An 18305-nucleotide genomic window follows, 5' to 3' on the forward strand; every position below is an offset into this window, starting at 1 on the left:
CCAAACAAAGCAAAAGTATGCAAATTAGCTTTAACATTTTTGCAGCCGCAAAGCCATGCCTATACCTGAGCAGGCGAAACAGCGGCCGGATCATGTGGTTAAGCAACGTTTTCCACGTTCAACTAAAATCTTGTTAGCGATGAAGTTAACACTATTACTTACTACCGTCGCCATCCTGCAAGCCAGCGCCCACAGCGTTGCGCAGAATGTAAGTTTCTCCGGCACCAACGTGCAGCTGAAGACGGTATTTGCCGCCATTAAAAAACAGACCGGTTTCGTGGTGTTTTACGATAACGAGTTGCTGAAAGCCAGCAAACCCGTTACCCTGCACCTCGACCAGGTGAGTGTGGAAGAATTGCTTTCGGCCTCTTTACGCGGACAGGGCATGGCGTTTTCGATCAGCGATAAAACCATCGCTATCCGCAAACAGCCCGTGTTCATGTTGCCCGTACTGGGCAGCGTAGCGCCTACGGTGATCAATATTTCCGGCAAGGTTACGGACAATGAAGGCCTGGCCCTGCCCGGCGTTACCGTAGTGATCAAAAACACGCAGAAAGCCACGGTTACAAACGACAGCGGTATTTACCGGCTGCCCGGCGTACCCAACGATGCCGTACTGGTGTTTTCTTATATTGGTTTTGAGAAACAGGAAATACCGGTATCCGGTCAAACCCGTGTGGACATTACCATGGCTAAAGCCGCCAATGCGGGATTAGACGAAATCGTGGTCGTAGGTTACGGCACGCAAAAGAAAAGTGACCTCACCGGCGCGGTGGCCAACGTAAGCGGCGATATGATCGCCCAGCGTAAAACCACCCAGATATCGCAGGCGCTGCAGGGTTCTATGCCCGGCGTAATGGTAACGCGTAACAGTAATGCACCCGGTGCTACCGCCTCGGTACGGGTACGCGGTATTACCACCATGAGCAATGAAGCCGCACCGCCGTTGATCATTCTCGATGGCGTACCGGTAGATGACATCAACTCTGTAAATCCGAATGACGTTGAATCCATTTCCGTACTGAAAGACGCCGCCTCCGCATCGATTTACGGCGCCCGCGCAGCTTCCGGCGTAGTGGTAATTACAACTAAACGTGCAAAAAGCGGACAGATGTCGTTGGATTACACCGTGGAGTACGGCGTGGAAAAACCCACTAAAATGCCGCAGTACGTGGACCCGCAACGTTACATGCAGCTGGTGAACGAACTGCGCTGGAACGATAACGGTAATAATGCGAACGAGTACCCTACTTATACCAAAGATCTCGTAGACAACTACTATACGCTCAATAAACAAAACCCCGACCAGTACCCGGTGACGGATTTCCGTGACCTCATAATGAAGAACAGCGCACCACGCCAGACGCACCTGCTCACGCTTTCCGGCTCCGGTAAAACACTACGCAGTCGTGTATCACTCGGTTATGATAAAACAGATGGTTTGTACGATCCACGTGGTTACGAAAGGGTGACTGCCCGTGTGAACAATGACCTGTTCTTCAATAAATATGTGAGCGCTACGGTGGACTTCAACTTCCGCCGTACCATGGTAACGCGTCCAACTATTACCACCGGTGAAGGTTATGGCGACGAACCATTTTATAAAATGGGTATTATGCCGGGCATCTATGCCGCTGAATGGTCGGATGGTCGCGTAGGTTCCGGTAAAGATGGCGCCAACGTGTTCGGCCAGATCAAATATGGCGGCTTTAAGAAAGAATGGTACAACCAGGCCGGCGCTAAAGTAGCCATTGACGTAACACCGGTAGAAGGGCTGAAATTATCTGCCGTACTGTCTCCTTTCCTCAATTTCGATAAGATCAAGCGCTTCCAGACCAAGGCGCCTTACACTGCCCGGAACAACCCTGGTACAACGGCGGGATACCTCGAAGGTTTGGCCGAAACGAAGCTGGAAGAAGTTCGCAACGACAACTATCGTTACACCATGCAGTTCCTCGCCAACTACAATAAAAAATTCGGCAAACATGACCTGGGCCTGCTGGCTGGCTATGAGTACTTCCGCGCATTTAACGAAGAACTGGGGGCTTCCCGCGGTCAGTACATTCTGGGCAGCTATCCATACCTGAACCTTGGTCCGCTGGAGTTCCGCGACAACTCGGGTAAGGCGTTTGAAAACGCTTACCGTTCAGTATTTGGTCGCGTGGCCTACAGCTTCGCCGACAAATACCTGATCCAGGGTAACCTCCGTTACGACGCTTCCTCCCGCTTTGCACCCGGTTACCGCTGGGGCGCATTCCCCTCCGTATCCGCAGGCTGGGTGCTGTCGGAAGAAAACTTCATGAAGAGCAGTTCAAAATGGTTATCCTTCCTGAAAGTGCGCGCTTCGTGGGGCTCGCTGGGTAATGAGCGGATCAAGGGCAACTATCCTTACCAGGCAATCTTGTCGTTCGAAAACTCCTCCCTGTTTTACCAGGGCAATACGGTCGTAACCGCACAATCGGCTGCCCAATGGCAGTACGCGATCCGCGATATTTCCTGGGAAACCACGGAGTCATACAACTTTGGTGCGGACGTAAACTTCCTGAACAACAGGCTGCGGCTGAGCGGCGACTATTTCCAGAAAACCACGCGCGACATCCTGCTGGAACTGGAAATCCCCGATTACATCGGCTTCGACAACCCTTTCCAGAACACCGGCCGCATGTACACCACAGGGTGGGAAATGACAGCCAACTGGAACGATCGTTTGGGTGATTTCTCCTACAGTGTTTCCGCGAACCTGTCCGACTTCCGTTCTAAAATGGGCGATTTGGGAGGTACAGAGTTCATCGGTGATAAGATCAAAATAAAAGGAAGTGAGTTCGATGAGTGGTATGGCTATATATCCGAAGGCATTTTCCAGACAGCTGCGGATGTTGCCAAATCGCCCGTAACCAGCGCTAACGTAAAAGCCGGCGATGTAAAGTACAGGGATATCAGCGGGCCTAACGGTGTGCCGGACGGGAAAATCTCCCCGGAGTACGACCGTGTACTGCTTGGCGGATCGCTGCCACGTTATATGTATGGCGGCTCCATCAACCTCAGTTACAAAAACCTGGACCTCGGCGTTTTTGTACAGGGTGTTGGCAAACAAAACGTACGCCTCTCCCCGGATATGGTACAGCCGCTGCGTGAAAACTTCGGCAACTTCCCTACCATCATCGACGGCCCCAGTTGGAGCATGTATAAAACCGAGGCACAGAACCTGGCCGCGAAATATCCCCGCTTCACCAATACGTCCGCCGGTAATAACTACGCTATGTCCGACTTCTGGATGTTTAACGGCCGTTATTTCCGACTGAAAAATATTAGCCTGGGATACAACCTGCCACGCACCTGGACAAACAAAGTACACATCCAGAACCTGCGTGTTTACGGCACGGTAACAGATCCTGTGAGCCTGAACAAATATCCCCGTGGATGGGACCCGGAAATGGGCATGCTCACTTATCCCATCACCACCGGCTATGTAATCGGCGCATCTGTTAAATTCTAAAACAGTACCACATGAAACTGATCAACAACAAACTTGCATATAAATTGATGACGGCGGGCATGCTGGTTGCCGGTCTTTCTGCCTGCGGTTCGCTCGACCTGAACCCACTTTCCGATGGTTCCAGCGAAACCTGGAATAAAAATGCGCAGGAGATTGAGATGTCGCTCAATGGCCTGTACAAAGAAGCGTTCTGGCAAAAGGACAGCGACGAATGGACGGATGACTTCATTTACCGTGATGCGGTAACGCCTATCACCGGCGCTACCATTAACGGCGAAACGGACTTCGTTAAAAACTGGTGGAAAGACACCTATAAAGCGATTGCGCGTGCCAATACGGTAATCGAAAGCGTAAACCGTGCTGCCAGTGTATTAACCCAGGAACAGATTAACCGTTATTCCGCGGAAGCCCGCTTTGCCCGTGCCTGCTTTTATTCCAGGCTGCTGGCCAAATACGGCAACATTGTGTACACGGAAAAAATGCTGAACATTGAAGAGGCATTGTCGCTGAAACAGATAAGTTCCGCGGAAGTATTAAAAAGTATTTACGCCGATTTCGATTCTGCCGCGCTGTACCTGAAACCTACCTACGCCGCCAATGAGCTGAAAAGGGCGAGTAAAGGCGCCGCGCTGGCCATGAAGGCGCGTATTGCCATCCAGATGGGCGATATGACCACGGCACGCGATGCGGCGCAGGCTGTAATTACACTGAACCAGTATAAACTGCATGCCACCTTCCCGGACCTGTTCCTTTCTAAAACCAAGAACTCCCAGGAAACAATTTTCGGCTTACCCCGCTCCATTGCACTGAAAGTAGTGCAGGGCGACTGCCAGAACTTCGTGCCGCGTAACGCAGGTGGCTGGGCCGCTAAAGATCCTTCATGGGATTTATTCTGTTCTTTCCTTTGTAAAGACGGATTACCCATTGATGAATCGCCGCTGTTCAATCCCCGCAAGCCGTTCGATAACCGCGATCCGCGTTGTAACGCGACCATCGTTCCGTTCGGCACCGCGCACCTGGGTTTTGTGTACGAACCGCATCCCGACTCTACCACTACCCTGCAAACCTCTACCGGTAAAAGGGTAACCAATAACGATACCCGCGCCATTGCGCAATACGCCTCGTTTAACGGCCTAGTTTTCAAAAAAGGTATCGATGGCGACTGGCTGCTGAATTCGTGGCAGGTTGAGCCGGATAAGATCCTTATTCGTTATGCCGATGTACTGCTGATGTATGCGGAAGCAAAAATCGAACTGAATGAAATTGACCAGACCGTACTCGATGCGATTAACCAGGTACGCGCAAGAGCGTATGGTGTGGCCTATACGAACGTGGCTGCCTACCCGGCCGTAACTACTACCGACCAGGCGAAACTACGCAGCATCGTTCGGGTGGAAAGAAGAATGGAGTTTGCACTGGAAGGTATTCGCTACGCGGATATCATCCGCTGGAAAATTGCCGGCAAAGTGCTGAACCAGCCTAACTACGGACTGCTGGACCCCGCCGACCTGAGAGCGAAAGTGGTGGCGCCGGGCCTCTGGTTCTTCCCGCAAACGCCGCAGATCGACGAGAACGGTACGGCTGACTTTGGGCCGATGTTTACTGCGGGACTGATCAAACAGATCGCCATCCGCAAATTTGATGAAACAAGACAGTACCTCTGGGCCATCCCTTCTACCGAAGTACTGGCAAGTGGTCTTGACCAAAACGACAATTACTAAGCATGCAGAAACTATCGTTTATCATATTACTGGGATCCATGTTCACAATACGCGATGCGGCCGCTCAAAAGGCCGCACCGCGTAACTTCAGCGGTGTGTATCCGCAGCTTGCCATGTACAACAACGAAGGCGAATGCGGCACCGGCGCCGTGGTTCCCTGGGCGGGCAAGCTGTGGGTTATTACCTACGGCCCGCACCTGCCCTACGGCTCATCCGACAAGTTATACGAGATCAACCCGCAGCTGCAACAGACCGTGCGCAGTGAAAGCATTGGCGGCACACCCGCCAACCGCATGATCCACGGCGAAAGCCAGCAGCTGTTTATCGGCCCCTATGCGATCGACAACAAGGGCGATGTACGTACCATCCCTTACACGTCCATGCAGGGCCGCCATACCGGCAACGCCCGTCACCTCACCGATCCCGCCGGTAAAATTTACTATGGCACCATGGAGGAAGGGTTTTACGAGGTGGACGTAAAAACGTTGCAGCCGAAACAACTGTACCCCGACCGTAACAAAAACGGCCGGGTGATCACCGATCCCAATTCAGAGGTGAAAGACCTGCTGCCCGGCGCACATGGCAAAGGTTTGTATTCGGGACAGGGCGTCATGATTTATTCCAACAATGGGGAGCCCACCAAAGAAGCCGAGAAGAAGTATGACATCCAGTCGGGCGTACTCGCTGAATGGGACGGCGCCAACTGGAAAGTAGTACGTCGCAACCAATTCGTGGAAGTAACAGGACCGGGCGGCATTGAGGGTAACAAAAATCCTGCTACCGACCCGATCTGGGCAACGGGCTGGGACCATAAATCGGTACTGTTAGGCTTACGCCAGAACGGTGGCTGGCAGTTTTTCCGCCTGCCCAAAGCAAGTCACAGTTACGATGGCGCACATGGCTGGAATACAGAATGGCCGCGTATCCGCAACATCGGCAGTGCACAGCAGCCCGAATATTTAATGACCATGCACGGCATGTTCTGGCATTTCCCGGGTACGTTCAGCGCGGGTAACACCGCTGGTATCCGTCCCCGCAGCGCGTATTTAAAAGTGATCGGCGACTTTACCCGCTGGAACGATCAGCTGGTATTTGGTTGTGACGATTCTGCGCAAAAAGAGTTCTTAAACAAGCGTAAAGCGAAAGGTAATATTGAAGGTCCGGGGCAATCCAACTCCAACCTGTGGTTCACGTCGTTACAGCTGCCCGATCAACTCGGTCCTGCTACAGCGGAAGGCGCGGTTTGGATCAGGGAAGAGGTGAAAGCGAACGAGTATTCCGAGCCGTTCCTGTTTGCGGGTTGGCCGGTGCGCTCGGCCTGGGTGCAGAACAACGGTGATGCAGCCACCCAATTCACTTTTGAAACAGATAAGGGAGAAGTGATTAAAACGGTAGAAGTGGCCGCCGGTAAATCCGCCAACCTGGTGTTCGACAACAACACCCGGGGCGAATGGATCAGGGCGAAGAGCAGTAAAAACACGAATGCCACCCTTCACTTTTACTTCAAATCGGCCGATGCGCGCACGACTACTCCCAATGCGATATTCACAGGTTTGTCTAAAGTAACTGCCGCTGGTACCCGCGGCGGATTGCTCTACGGCCTCGGCCACAACAGCCGCACCATGGGCATGAACGCCCTGCAATACAACGGCGCCAAAGCCATTGAGCAGGGATATTATGAACTGAACGAGCAGATGGAACTGGTAAAGAAAACAGACGATACCACCAGCGCCTTTATCCGTGACCGTTTTGCGATCCCGAAAAATGCCGTAACCGTGGATGCGGCATCTGTACTGGTGGTTGATGATGCCGGTCGCCGCTACCGCCTGCCAATGGGAGACGATGCATTTACACCACTCACCAATGGTGCTGCGCTGCGCATTTGCCGCGAAGTGGCGACGGAGCGCGACCTGTTCAACTGTCACGGTACGTTCTACGAATTGCCGGCGGAAAACGCGGATGGATATGCGAAGATCCGTCCTGTTGCATCGCACAACTACCGGATCAACGACTACGCTTCTTACCGCGGACTGCTGGTGATGACGGGTGTGGAACCCACTGCGAAAGCAGGTGAGCACATCATCGTATCCGGCGATAAAAAAGCAGCAGTATGGGCCGGGGTGATCGACGACTTATGGAAGCTGGGCAAACCCACTGGCCGTGGCGGGCCCCGGAAGAACAGCACCGTAAAAGCGGGTGATGCGTCCGATCCGTACCTCATTGGATTTTACGACAACCGCAGCCTGCAATTATCGCACAAAGCCGCTGGTCCCGTTACTTTTACCATTGAAGCAGATCCGGTAGGAACAGGCATATGGATGTCTTATCTTGAAGTGAAAGTTGAACCCGGACAAACCTTTCAACATGCTTTCCCAGCCGGATTCCAGGCAAGATGGGTGCGTGTGAAAGCTGATAAAGACTGTACAGCCACGTGCTGGTTGACCTATAAATAGATATGAAGAGGCATCTGACCATCGTTATACTGATACTGTTAGCCGTGTGCGCAAGGGCCGCCAATGTTGGCGACTCGCTGCGCACACGCAGCTATACCGTGCAGCTGAACGATACCACTACTTTTACGTTGCAGCTGGCGCTGGATGCGCAAAACAAACCGCAATACTTTTACCGTAACATCTTTACGCCCGTGTGCCTCACCGGTGAATGCAAACCCGTTTACATTAACCTTTACTGGGATTTGCTGGGCAATTATCAACGCTACGACTTCCCACCGGGTGAGATCCTCACCAAAATGGACCACAAGCCTTTTAAAGAGGATGACTATAAGAAACTGCAGTACATCCTGCTGAACCAGTCGTCCATTTTCGGCGAGCTGCTGATCACCGACCTGATTAACCCGGGTACAGAAAACCTGGCCGATTCGGCAGATGGTAAAACCGGCGCCACGCCTAAAAAGCTGAAGAACGAAGTGATCGAAGGCGCGGTGTACACCTGTTTTACCCTGTGGCACCTGGCTAACGGGCCGGTAAAAGAAGAGATGCGAAAGATCATGGAAACGTATAACAGTCCCGCCCTGCTGCATCGCTTCCTGCAATCGGGCAACCATCACTACCAATATTGGGCGATGGAAAAAGTGCTGGATAAAAAGGGCAGGTACAAAAAGGATTTGAAAGCGACATACGGGGCGTGATTGGTGGCGACAACCTGTTTGCGGCGAGGTATGCCTACAGCAAACATCCGCCGCATTCTTTGCACCCGAAGCCACGCAGCGCTGGTTGTGGAAGCGTTACTTGTCGGCCTCTTATCCATTGCAGAATGACATATTGAAGAAGTTGTCCGCCGTAAAAATGACGCCCTGGCTGGCCGGGGAAGTAGCGGAAAAACTGACGGCATCGAATACGGAACAGTTCAACTTAACGCTCGCCGCATTAAAGGGACAATCACAGTTGCCGGGCAAAGTGCTGCTGCAACTGGCCGGCTACCTGGAAGATCCCGGTCCGGGCGATGCGGAAGCCATCCTGGTCCTGTTGAAGAAGTTTAAAACATCCCCCGAAGTAAAAAACAAAATACAGCAATACGAAAAAAACACGCGCTAATGAAACAAGGAAAAACACTTTTGGGTTGCCTGTTCCTGCTACTCTTTAACGTAGCCGGAGTATTCGCCCAGCAACATGTTTTCGTAGAAACGGAATCGTTTGAAAATAAAGGTGGATGGGTCGTTGACCAGCAATCCTTTCCCGTGATCCACTCCGCGTACCTGATGGCGCACGGTATGGGTAAACCCGTAAAAGATGCGGAGACCACCGTCACCTTCCCGAAAACGGGCAAGTACCGTGTATGGGTGCGTACGAAAGACTGGGCCCCGTTCCCGAAGGGCCCGGGCCGTTTTACGATTAACGTGGACGGGCAAACGCTGAAACCGGTATTTGGAGAAAGCGGCAACGATCAATGGAAATGGTATGACGGTGGAGAAGTAACTATCAAAAATGCGAAAGCTGCTTTGAGCCTGCACGACCTCACCGGCTTTAACGGCCGCTGCGACGCCATCCTGTTTACGGACGCAGCTAAATTTACGCCGCCGAACAACATCGAAGCATTAACTGCCTTCCGTAATAAACTGCTGGGTGTGACCGGCACAAAAGACGCTGGCAAATTCGACCTGGTCGTGGTAGGCGGCGGCATCGCCGGTACTTGTGCGGCAATCAGCGCGGCGCGCCTTGGCTTAAAAGTGGCGCTCATCCAGGACCGGCCGGTACTCGGTGGCAATAACAGCTCCGAAGTACGCGTACACCTGATGGGCGATATCGACAAAAACGTATACCCTAAACTGGGTCGCATTGTACGCGAAATGGACAATGGCGATCCCGGTAATGGCAACCCGGATGCGAAAGAATATGGCGACCTGCGTAAAAACCAGATCGTGAAGGCAGAGAAAAACCTCAGCCTGTTCCTGAGCACCTACGTACATGCCGTGGAAAAAACAGGCGATAAAATTACGGCGGTGATTGGCCGTGATATCCCGAGCGGACAGGAATACCGCTTTTCCGGCACCTACTTTTCCGATTGCACCGGTGATGGCACCGTGGCTTACCTCGCCGGCGCCGAGTTCCGTTTTGGCCGCGAGAGCAAAGCCCAAACGGGCGAATCGTTGGCGGCAGAAAAGCCCGACAGCTTCACGCTGGGTACCTCCAACCTTTGGGCTTCCCTGCCGAAAGACACCGAGTCGAGCTTCCCGGCTACGCCCTGGGCGCTGCAGTTCTCCGACGAGTATCACATCGACGAACCCAAATCCGACTGGGAATGGGAAACCGGCTTTGGTAACTTCAACACTATTTACCAGGCCGAGCAACTGCGCGATCACAACCTGCGTGCGATTTACGGTAACTGGTCTTACCTGAAAAATCATAAAAAGGAAAAATACGCGAAAAGTGAACTGGCCTGGGTGGCATACATCGGTGGCAAACGCGAAAGCCGCCGCATTGTGGGCGATCACGTACTCACACAGATGGACATCCGGAGGGCAAACAATATCCTGATGGCTGTGTAACCGCCACCTGGACGATTGACCTGCACTTCCCGGATGCGAAGAACAACCAGTACTTCCCGGGGCAGGAGTTTTTCGCCAGTACGAAACACATCCGCGTAGCGCCTTATACGATCCCGTACCGCTGCCTGTACAGCCGCAACATCAGCAACCTGTTTATGGCCGGCCGTAACATCAGCACCACACGCACGTGGCATTTGGCAGCACCCGCGTAATGCGCACCTGCGGTATGATGGGAGAAGTGGTGGGATATGCCGCGTACATCGGCAAAAAGAACAATACCTCACCCCGTGGCGTATACGAAAAACACTTGTCAGAACTGATGAACATCATCAAAGATTAACATAACAGGGAGGCCATTGGTCATTTTTATACGGAGATACTCGTGATTTTGTATTAAACTTGGCTCACTAAATAAACATTCACGTCTATGAAACTTTTGGCCTCCCTGCTTTTTTATTTATCAGCACCTTCGCTCTTGCCCGGGATAAACCTGCTCCCGCAGCACCTCCGTTCTGGAACGATATTGTAAACTTTAAAAAACAGGATGCCGCTACCGCCCCGCAAACCAACGCCATCCTGTTCGTGGGCAGCTCTTCCTTTACCCGCTGGCGCGATGTGCAGACGTACTTCCCGGAGTACCCGATCATCAACCGCGGTTTCGGTGGCAGCACACTGGTAGACGTGATCCGTTATGTGTACGATGTGGTACTCCCCTATCAACCTAAACAAGTAGTGATTTACTGTGGAGAAAATGATGTGGCTTCCGGCGCCAGCGCGCCCGAAGTAGTGCACCGCTTTAAAACCCTGTACGGCATGCTCCGCGAAAACCTCCCCAACGCCACCATCGACTTCGTTTCCCTGAAACCAAGCCCCAGCCGCGTGAAACATACCGAGGCTGTTAAAGCTGCGAATAAAGAGATCGCCGCTTTCCTCAAAAAGCAGAAAAAAGCCCACTTCATCAACATCTATGATGCCATGCTGGATGCAAGCGGTCAGCCCCGTCCCGAGTTGTTCGTGGAAGACATGCTGCACATGAAGCCGGAAGGCTATGCGATCTGGCAAAAAATCATGCAACCGTATCTGCTTAAATAAACCAATTCACGTTGATCCCTATACGTAACGGGATAAAAGATTCATTATCAATTCACTGCTGATGGGGTTGTAAGGACTGCCACCCGGTAGCTTTTGCAGGATAAAATTTTCTTTGCACGGGAAGCCGCGCCTGTACTCGTTTTGGGTAAATGTCGTCATTCCACTGCGGTAATATTGCTTTCAGTTATAAAAGATATTATATACTTTTAAATGCGAAGATTTATCTACAGTAGCCAGCAAAACACCAACTAACCGTCTGCATCGCAGTCACATTTCCCTACCTTGTATGAAAGCAATTCTACTTGCTATTACCTTTTTATTGCCGTGCAAATCCCTGCACATGCCCGGGATACACTTTACCGGGGGCGGGTTTCCAACGCCATTAACGGGGCACTGCTGCCCGGCGTTACCGTGATGGTATCGGGTATTTCCGGCGCCGTGGTCACCGACAGTGCGGGCCTGTTCACCCTGCCGGCCGGCGTACGCGCGCCGTTCGTAATCACTGCCAGCAGCATTGGTTACTGGCAGCAACAGCTACATGTACACCACCAGCAGTTCCTCGATATCCGGATGGACCATCGCGATGAGCTCATGAACGAAGTGGTGGTAGCGGCAACCCGCCGCGAGGAGCGCTTGATACAGTCGCCTCTTAGCATCGACAAAATGGATAACAAGGCCATTCGTCAAACCCCTCCATCAACTTTTACGAAGGATTACAAAACTACAAAGGCGTGGAGATGGTTGCCAGCGGCCTGAACCTGCGGCAGATCAATACCCGTGGCTTTACCTCGGGCTCCAACCAGCGCTTTTTGCAACTGATCGACGGGGCAGACAACCAGCCGCCCGGTACCAACTTCGCGCTGGGCAATACGTTTGGTCCCTCCGATCTCGATATCGAAAGCGTGGAGATCATTCCCGGCTCCGCAGCTGCGTTGTACGGCCCGGTAGCGTTTAACGGCGTACTGGCCATGCAAACGAAAGATCCTTTTAAGTACCCCGGCCTCAGCGTACAAATCAAATCCGGTTTGAACCACGTGAACGACGCCAATACGGGTGCACAGGGCCTGTACGACTGGCCATGCGCTACGCGGGACCGATCGGCAAAAAATTCGCGATTAAACTGAATGCAGCATACTTTACGGGGCAGGACTGGTTTGCCGGCAACTATGACGATGTGGATGCCCTTACCCCGCCCGCACAGCGTGGCGACCTGAACCCGGCGCGTAATGCCCTTAACGTTTACGGCGACGAGATCTCCAAAACCATTACGGGTATTGGTCGTGTTACCCGCACCGGTTATGCCGAAAAAGACCTGATGGACTACCATGTGTACAACGTTCGCCTCAACGGCGCGCTATACTACCGGTTAAATGAGGGCAGCACGCTCAGCTATCAATACAACCTGGGGCAGGCCACGGTGTCGCAAACGGGCAGTCACCGCAATTCCCTGAACGACTACCGGGTGAGCCAGCACAAACTGGAGCTGAAGGGGCCGCAGTACTTTGTCCGGGCCTACGACATTATAGAAAATGCAGGACACTCTTATAACTCCCGCAAACTCGCGCAGGCGATTAACCAGACCTGGGTGCGCGACCTGGCCGGCAACCCGGTAACTGCAGCGCAGGCCAACGATACCTGGTTCGCCCGCTATGAAGCCGCTTACAAAGGCACTGTAGCTGGCGTAACAGCTGCTGATCACCTGGCGGCGCGCGGCTTTGCCGACCAGGGACGGTATACGCCGGGCAGCGACGCATTCGAGCGTGAGAAAGAACGCTTATCCCGTTTAGACGGCCCGGAAGGCGCCCGTATCTTTTCGGAAAGCAGTTTGTTCCATGCGGAAGGACAATATGATTTCAGCAAGCTGTTTAAACCGGTGCAGCTGATAGCGGGTGGCAACTTCCGCCGTTACCAGCTGTTTACCAATGGCTCCCTGTTTGATGATAAAGATGGTGACATTATCATCAACGAGGGTGGTGCATTTTTACAGGCAGGTAAGCGGTTGCTTAACGAACGTTTGAATATGCTGGCCTCTATCCGCTACGATAAGAACCAGAATTTTAAAGGAAGATTTACCCCCAGGGTGGCCGCGACGTACGAGTTTGCGAAGAACCATTACCTGCGGGCATCGTTCCAGACCGGTTTCCGGAGCCCCGTGCCGGCCGAGCAGTTTTACATGAGCAACTCCGGCAACGTGACCGTGATGGGCGGTGCGCCGGCAAACAGCAAAGGCCTGAACGCGTACGAAAATTCCTACACCTTTACCAGTGTAGACAGCTTTGGCGTAGCGGTAAGCCGTGCGATCCAGCAGGGCGCTACCCGCGATGCTGCGGTGGAAGCCAATAAACAATTGCTGCAACAGGCAAATGTAAAATACGTGGCGCCCGAACGCGTGCGTACCTGGGAAATCGGTTATCGCAGCAACATTAACGACAAACTGTTCTTCGACGCCAGCTACTACCGGAACGACTACACGGATTTCATCATCAACAGCCGCATGGTGCGACCGGATTCGCCGATCAAAGACAGCGACGGGAACATTAACAGCGCAGCGGCCACCAACCTACTGAACCGCCAGTACCACGTATTTGTAGTATTCACTAACGGCAGCGATAAAGTATCGTCGCAGGGCGCTTCCCTGGAAGCACGTTACCTGCTCACCAATAAACTGAGTGTAAGCGCCAATGGTACCTGGGCAGAGTTTAACATGCGCGATGCAAATCCTAACAACATTCCGGCCTTTAATACTCCGCGCTTCCGTACAGTGGTAACCGCAGGCGGCGAAAACCTGTGGAAACATGCGGGCTTTAACGTCGCATGGCGCTGGCATGAAGGATATAACTGGTTCGGATCATTTAATGACAACCGTCCCGGTTTCATCGGCGCTTACTCCACCATAGACGCACAGGTCAACTACCAGTTACCGAAGGTGAAAACCAATATCAAAATAGGGGCAAATAATCTGCTGAATTACTATGCTTCACAAGCGTACGGTATGCCTGCCATCGGCGGTGTTTACTATGTTAGCTTTACATTTGATTCCCTTACCCGGTAAGGGCTCGGACAAATCAGTGCAATAATTGGACATATTATCGATTCAGAAAGGCCGGATGCTGTGGAAGCATCCGGCCTTTCTGATTAATATTTAGCTTTGATAATGACCTCCAGCATACTGATTGTAGAAGACGAATTGATCGTAGCCCGCGATCTGCAACTTATTTTGCAGAAGGCCGGCTACCAGGTAAGCGGGATTGCACGGTCCGTGAAAAAGGCGCAGGAACTGGTACGGCAGGAAAAACCCGCCCTCGTGTTGCTGGACATCTGTTTAGCCGGTAAAGAAACCGGTATTGACCTGGCGCATCAGCTGCGCGAACAACATATCGCATTCATTTATTTGTCGGCCAACTCCAGTCCCGGTGTGCTGGCAGCCGCCAAAACCACGCAGCCCTACGGCTTCCTGGTAAAACCTTTCCGCGCACGGGATGTACTGGTAACGATTGAAATTGCTTTATACCTGCATCGCCAGCATATTACGAACCGCTTACAACAGGCCGCAGCGCTGCAAACGCTGATCCACCGTCAGCAGACAGACAACAGTAACCTATCAGAAACGCTCCAGGAATTATCGGCGGCCCTGCAATCGCTTTTACATTTTGACATGATGCTGTCGCACAATGCTACCGGCACGTTAACAGGTACCCTGCGAACGGGCTTTCAACATTACCAGTTGCTCGATGCGCAGGTACTGGCACGCCTGTCGGGCGTGCCGGACGAGCAGCTAAACAGCTTATTAGTCGCCGATTCCGTACAAATGACACCCACCACCTGCGACCAGCGCGACATACGGCAAAACGGGCTGTTGCAGTTGTTGTCCGACAATTTCGAATGGCAATCCGTGTTACGCATTCCGCTGCCCTGCGGGGAACAGCATTGCATGCTGAGCTTCTTCAGCCGTAAAGCCGGCGCCTATCACACCGAACACCTTAACCTGTTGCAGGATATCGTACAGGAACTGGGCATTTTACTTTCGGCCAAGTACCACCAATCGCCCGCCGGCCCCGGCAGCTGGCTTGCCGCGAATACCGGCACCAGTTGTTTTGACCAGATCATCGGTAAACACCACTTGCTGTTACAGGCCTTCGACGATGTGAAACAGGTAGCCGAACTCGACACCTCCGTATTGATTACCGGCGAAAGCGGTACCGGCAAGGAGCGCATTGCAGACTGCATCCACCGGTTGTCGCCCCGCCGCGACAAGCCCTTCATTAAAGTAAACTGCGCGGCGCTGCCCGAAAGCCTCATTAATTCCGAATTGTTCGGGCATGAGAAAGGCGCGTTTACAGGTGCTACAGAACGCCGCATCGGCAAATTTGAGCAGGCGCACGAAGGCACGCTCTTCCTCGACGAAATAGGCGAAATGCCATTGGAATTGCAATCACGGTTGTTACGCGTATTGCAGGAACGCGAGATAGAACGCCTGGGCGGCAAAGCTCCCATTAAGGTGGCAGTACGCGTGGTAGCGGCCACCAACCGCAACCTGGAACAGGAAGTAGCGGCCGGCAGGTTCCGGCTGGACTTGTATTACAGGTTACACATCTTCCCTATTCAACTGCCTGCGCTACGCGACCGTAAGGAAGATATTCCAGCCCTGACAGAACATTTCGTGACGCAGTTCAGCCATCGTTTCGGCAGAGCCATGCCGCAGATTCAACCTAAAGTGTTAAAGGATTTAATGGCGTATCACTGGCCGGGCAATGTGCGGGAGCTGGAACATGTAATAGAGCGGAGTGTGATCATGGTGCGGGACGGGGTGATGAAAGAAGCGTATATTAAATAAAAATATTACTATTTTAGGATCCGTCGCAACGAGGAAAACACACCCGGGAGCCAGTATCACCATATTAACTTTATGTAAATTCCGCTCCCGCATTTTCCCCGCAGCACCAGTAACAGCGCCGGTATCCACGTTATGCACGCCCGCCAGCTCCTATCTGCAGCGGGGTGGGCTGACTGCTTTCCTGGCGTGCTTATTATATTTGCAATTCAAAATCCATACGGGGATGGCAGAACAGGACGCACATAACGAGAAAGAACTGCTCAAGGCCGTTGCATCGGGTGACGAAAAAGCTTTCGGAGAGATTTTCCATCGCTATCGTAACAAGGTGTACACGATCGCCTTCCGGATCACAGCATCCGCCCCGCTTTCCGAAGAAATAGTACTGGACGTGTTCCTCAAAGCCTGGCTCAAACGCGAACAACTGGCTACCCTGGAGCACTTCTCCGCCTGGCTGTTTACCGTTACGCGCAACAGGGTATTCAGTCTCCTTAAGCAAATAGCCCTCCGCAAAGAAGCAGAGGCCGCGCTGGAACAGGAAGCCTTTCTGCCCCATGAAAATCCTAACGCCCTGTTACAGGAAAAGGAATACCGCCGGTACTGGCCCAGGCGATCGCCCGCCTGTCGCCCCAACAGAAAAAAGTATACCGCCTTATTAAAGAGAAAGGGCTAAAGAGAGAGCAAGCCGCCACGGAGCTGAACCTTTCGCCCGAAACCGTCAAACGCCACCTTTCCGAAGCCATGCAGGTGATCCGCGCCTATTGTGTGTCACACCTGGGGATGCAGGCTACCCTCCTGCTTATTAAGGAATTGTTATGAACCTTTTTTTACTGACCCGCCGCTGACCCATTTTCTTTTTAGCGGAGTTTCTTATTATAGATGCCCTGCAAAAGGGGCTCAGACATGCAAGTATGCCTGATTTTGAACAGCTCTTCCGGAAGTATATGTCCGGCGCCGCCAGCGCCCGGGAAAAGACGGAATTGTTTGACCTGATCGCGCAACCGGGGCATAATGACGACCTGCTGCGGCTGATCGACGAAGTAGTCGCCGATCCCGGGCAGGAACTGGAAGTAGCGCCGGAAAAAGCGGATGAAATACTGTCATTGATCGTGCAAACGCAGCCGGTAGCACCCAAACGTACGGCCCCTATCCGCACCATCGTGCGCTGGGCCGCTGCAGCGGCGGTTGTAGCCGGTATGGCCATAGCTACCTGGAAAACGGTGGCACCTGCGCCGTCCCAACGCGCCACTGCCTTAGCGAGCACAGATATTTCGCCTGCCGCTAATGGTGCACTGCTGACGTTATCCAATGGCAAAACGGTACTGCTGGATAGTTTACAGCAGGGCCCCGTAGCAAAAGGCATCACTTTACAGAAAGGCACCGTGACTTATGCCGGCGCAGAGACGGGCTATAACACACTGAGTACGCCGCGCGGCCGCGTATTTCATGTGGTACTGCCCGATGGTTCGCAGGTATGGTTAAACGCCGGCAGTACGCTCCAATACCCGACACAGTTTACGAATGAACGCGCAGTATCGTTGAACGGAGAGGCTTACTTCGAAGTAGCACAGAACGCACAACTGCCCTTCACCGTAAAAACCGGCGATCGCAGTGCAGTACGGGTGCTGGGTACCAGCTTCAATATCAACGCGTACGATAATGAGCCGGTGATACAAACAACGTTGCTGACAGGCAGCGTGCAGGTACAGGCAGGAAGCACATCGAATATATTGCGCCCGGGCGAACAGGCCAGCATATCGCCCGCCGCCACCATCCGTATTATTAAAGCCGATACCAGCCAGGTAATGGCCGGAGAAACGGCATCTTCAATTTCGACAATGCAGATATCACCACCATTATGAAACAACTGGAACGTTGGTACGATATCGATGTAGTATATGAAAAGAACATTCCTGCATTTGCCTTCGGCGGAAAGATGGAGCGTAACCTGAGCCTGCAACAGGTGATCAGGATCCTCGAAATTTCGAAAGTGCATTTCAGGCTTGACGGAAAAACACTGACAGTAACACCATAGTCATTTAAACAGCTTTACAGCAGCAACTGCACCGCATTCATTACGCGGATCGGGGTTTTATTGTCCAGCACCGGCGCCGGTAGCGGCATTAAAACAACCACAGGAGCAAACTAAAAACCATTCAC

At 52.7% G+C, this 18305-nt stretch carries 15 protein-coding genes and 1 pseudogene; all 16 read left to right on the forward strand.

The genetic code is table 11. The annotated features are described in order from the left end of the window. Positions 1-139: 139 nt before the first annotated feature. Positions 140-3496, forward strand: a complete 3357-nt coding sequence (locus tag MKQ70_RS17735) for a TonB-dependent receptor (RefSeq protein ID WP_248072994.1) — start codon at positions 140-142, stop codon at positions 3494-3496. 11 nt (positions 3497-3507) lie between these two features. Beyond that, the gene (locus tag MKQ70_RS17740; protein WP_248072996.1) at positions 3508-5217 is read left to right on the forward strand and encodes a RagB/SusD family nutrient uptake outer membrane protein; all 1710 of its coding nucleotides are present in this window, start codon (positions 3508-3510) and stop codon (positions 5215-5217) included. Positions 5218-5219: 2 nt separating this feature from the next. Beyond that, entirely contained in the window at positions 5220-7670 is a 2451-nt protein-coding gene (locus MKQ70_RS17745; RefSeq protein WP_248072998.1) for a hypothetical protein, read from the forward strand. 2 nt (positions 7671-7672) lie between these two features. Further along, positions 7673-8365: a hypothetical protein gene (locus MKQ70_RS17750; RefSeq protein ID WP_248073000.1), complete on the forward strand. Its 693-nt coding sequence runs from the start codon at positions 7673-7675 to the stop codon at positions 8363-8365. Positions 8366-8450: 85 nt separating this feature from the next. Then, positions 8451-8771: a hypothetical protein gene (locus MKQ70_RS17755; protein ID WP_248073001.1), complete on the forward strand. Its 321-nt coding sequence runs from the start codon at positions 8451-8453 to the stop codon at positions 8769-8771. Between the two features lie 176 nt (positions 8772-8947). Then, positions 8948-10434, forward strand: a pseudogene (locus MKQ70_RS17760) (FAD-dependent oxidoreductase). Further along, a complete protein-coding gene (locus MKQ70_RS38745; RefSeq protein WP_308199059.1) occupies positions 10410-10562 on the forward strand; it encodes an FAD-dependent oxidoreductase in 153 nt (50 codons plus the stop codon). Before MKQ70_RS17760 ends, MKQ70_RS38745 begins: the two are co-directional and overlap by 25 nt. A 242-nt stretch (positions 10563-10804) precedes the next feature. Then, positions 10805-11314: a GDSL-type esterase/lipase family protein gene (locus MKQ70_RS17765; protein WP_248073003.1), complete on the forward strand. Its 510-nt coding sequence runs from the start codon at positions 10805-10807 to the stop codon at positions 11312-11314. Positions 11315-11638: 324 nt separating this feature from the next. Further along, the gene (locus MKQ70_RS17770; RefSeq protein ID WP_248073005.1) at positions 11639-12070 is read left to right on the forward strand and encodes a carboxypeptidase-like regulatory domain-containing protein; all 432 of its coding nucleotides are present in this window, start codon (positions 11639-11641) and stop codon (positions 12068-12070) included. Beyond that, on the forward strand, positions 12052-12438 hold the full coding sequence (locus MKQ70_RS17775; RefSeq protein WP_248081440.1) for a TonB-dependent receptor: 387 nt from the start codon (positions 12052-12054) through the stop codon (positions 12436-12438). Before MKQ70_RS17770 ends, MKQ70_RS17775 begins: the two co-directional genes overlap by 19 nt. Continuing rightward, positions 12393-14366 (forward strand): TonB-dependent receptor plug domain-containing protein, encoded by a 1974-nt coding sequence (locus MKQ70_RS17780; RefSeq protein WP_248073007.1) that lies wholly within the window; start codon positions 12393-12395, stop codon positions 14364-14366. Before MKQ70_RS17775 ends, MKQ70_RS17780 begins: the two co-directional genes overlap by 46 nt. A gap of 102 nt (positions 14367-14468) precedes the next feature. Beyond that, entirely contained in the window at positions 14469-16148 is a 1680-nt protein-coding gene (locus tag MKQ70_RS38750) for a sigma 54-interacting transcriptional regulator (RefSeq protein ID WP_282456582.1), read from the forward strand. A 223-nt stretch (positions 16149-16371) separates the two neighbouring features. Beyond that, the gene (locus MKQ70_RS17795; RefSeq protein WP_248073010.1) at positions 16372-16818 is read left to right on the forward strand and encodes an RNA polymerase sigma factor; all 447 of its coding nucleotides are present in this window, start codon (positions 16372-16374) and stop codon (positions 16816-16818) included. Continuing rightward, a complete protein-coding gene (locus MKQ70_RS42340; protein ID WP_372490122.1) occupies positions 16800-16964 on the forward strand; it encodes a hypothetical protein in 165 nt (54 codons plus the stop codon). Before MKQ70_RS17795 ends, MKQ70_RS42340 begins: the two co-directional genes overlap by 19 nt. A 92-nt stretch (positions 16965-17056) precedes the next feature. Continuing rightward, positions 17057-18007, forward strand: a complete 951-nt coding sequence (locus MKQ70_RS17800; protein ID WP_248073012.1) for a FecR family protein — start codon at positions 17057-17059, stop codon at positions 18005-18007. Further along, complete coding sequence (locus MKQ70_RS17805; RefSeq protein ID WP_248073015.1) at positions 18004-18180, forward strand: DUF4974 domain-containing protein; 177 nt, start codon at positions 18004-18006, stop codon at positions 18178-18180. The genes MKQ70_RS17800 and MKQ70_RS17805 overlap by 4 nt, the downstream gene beginning before the upstream one ends. Positions 18181-18305 lie beyond the last annotated feature (125 nt).

The sequence above is a fragment of the Chitinophaga sedimenti genome (assembly GCF_023156195.1).
GTDB lineage: Bacteria > Bacteroidota > Bacteroidia > Chitinophagales > Chitinophagaceae > Chitinophaga > Chitinophaga sedimenti.